Source organism: Cupriavidus sp. 01L46 (genome assembly GCF_056399905.1).
Genome location: NZ_JBFTSF010000593.1, coordinates 1 through 1,382 on the forward strand (window position 1 = coordinate 1; position 1,382 = coordinate 1,382).

The window sequence follows — 1,382 nt, forward strand, 5'->3', positions numbered from 1 at the left end:
AGCATTGGTCGTGTCGAAGTTGGCCACGTCCGGTGCGGTCAGAAAATGCAATTAATCGCCAGCACTTTCCCTTAGACCACGAAAAGAGGGCTCAGCAGGATGGGGGCTAGCGCTTCCATCCGATCCGGTGGCGTTCCTGCGTGGCCTCATGCCGCGCATCGTCTTCGGTGTGCAGGTAGGCGCTGGTGGTCGAGATGGAAGCGTGCCCGAAATTGTCCCTCACGAAACGCAGGTCCACCTGCTGGTCGGTCATGTGCGAGCCCGCGGTATGGCGGAGCCAGTGCGCCGACGCGCTGGCCAGCACCGCGGCCCGGCTTTCCCACTCAGGGCCGCGTGCGCGCAGGCGCGCGGCCGCCATCCCGAAGAYCTCCTTSAGCACCAGGTGCAGCGCGCCSCGTGACAAGGGTTTTTCCTTGCCRATGATCGGCWGCACGATGGGGCGCTCCTCGCCGGGCAATGGCATCGGCGGCAGGCCGTGGGCGCTGCGATAGCGCGCCAGCTCCACCATCATTTCGTCCGTAGCCGGCACCAGCCGCGTCTTATCCCCCTTGCCCGTCACCTCCAGCCACCAACGCTCCAGGCCATGGCTGTCGCGCCGGCAGAAAAACGCCCCCATGCGCGTGCTGGCCACCTCCGCCGCCCGCAAGCCGCCMAGATACAGCACGGTCAGCAGCCAGCGGCAGCGCGCCGCGTGCAGGCGGTCGCGCTCGGTCGCACTGTCGAGCGTGCCCGGCATGGCGTCGATCGCGTCCTTGACCGCCTGCCACATGGCGTGGCTCAGGTAACGCGTGATGCGCGGCTTAGGCTGGCCGCGCCGGGTGCGTGCCAGCGAGAGTGGATTGCCGGCCAGGTAGCCGGCGCTGACCAGCCAGGCAAACAACGTGTTGAGGATGACCATCGCATGGCGTGCGCTGACCGGGGAAAGCGGGCCGGCAAAGGGCCGCCACCCGGGCGCGCCGCGCGCCAGCTTCTTGCGCGATGCCATGACCCAGCGCGCAGCCGGTTGCGGATCGGCCAGGAAACGCTCGTACAGCAGCAGGTCCTCGTGGGTCAGCGACGAGAGTGCCTTGCCGTGCTGCAGGACGGCCCACAGTAGCAAGCGCTCGACCTCGCGCCGGTAGGTCTGCAGCGTGGCGGGAGTATCGGCGTAGCGGGCCAGCCAGGCGCTCACGGCGGCCACATCGTCCTTTGCCGCGATCTGGGGGATTCCGCCACGAGCCCGGTTGGTGCCTTCGGCGCCGGACAGCGCGGCGGGCGGCTGCAGCTGCTCGATCGGCATGGCGGGTGTGGTGGGCAGCGGCAGGGAATCCATTGAGTGGGTGGTTAGGAGTAGGTCTGAATCTGGGTCAGACGTAATTATAGACAGAATGACACTTATGTCT

General features: G+C 67.3%; 1 protein-coding gene. It reads right to left on the minus strand.

What is annotated here, in order from left to right; all coding sequences use genetic code 11:
* Window positions 1-106: 106 nt before the first annotated feature.
* Window positions 107-1,312 carry a tyrosine-type recombinase/integrase gene (locus AC1DS3_RS38685; protein ID WP_477129370.1) on the minus strand — a complete coding sequence of 402 codons (1,206 nt, stop codon included), beginning with the start codon at window positions 1,310-1,312 and terminating at the stop codon, window positions 107-109.
* Between the last annotated feature and the right edge of the window lie 70 nt (window positions 1,313-1,382).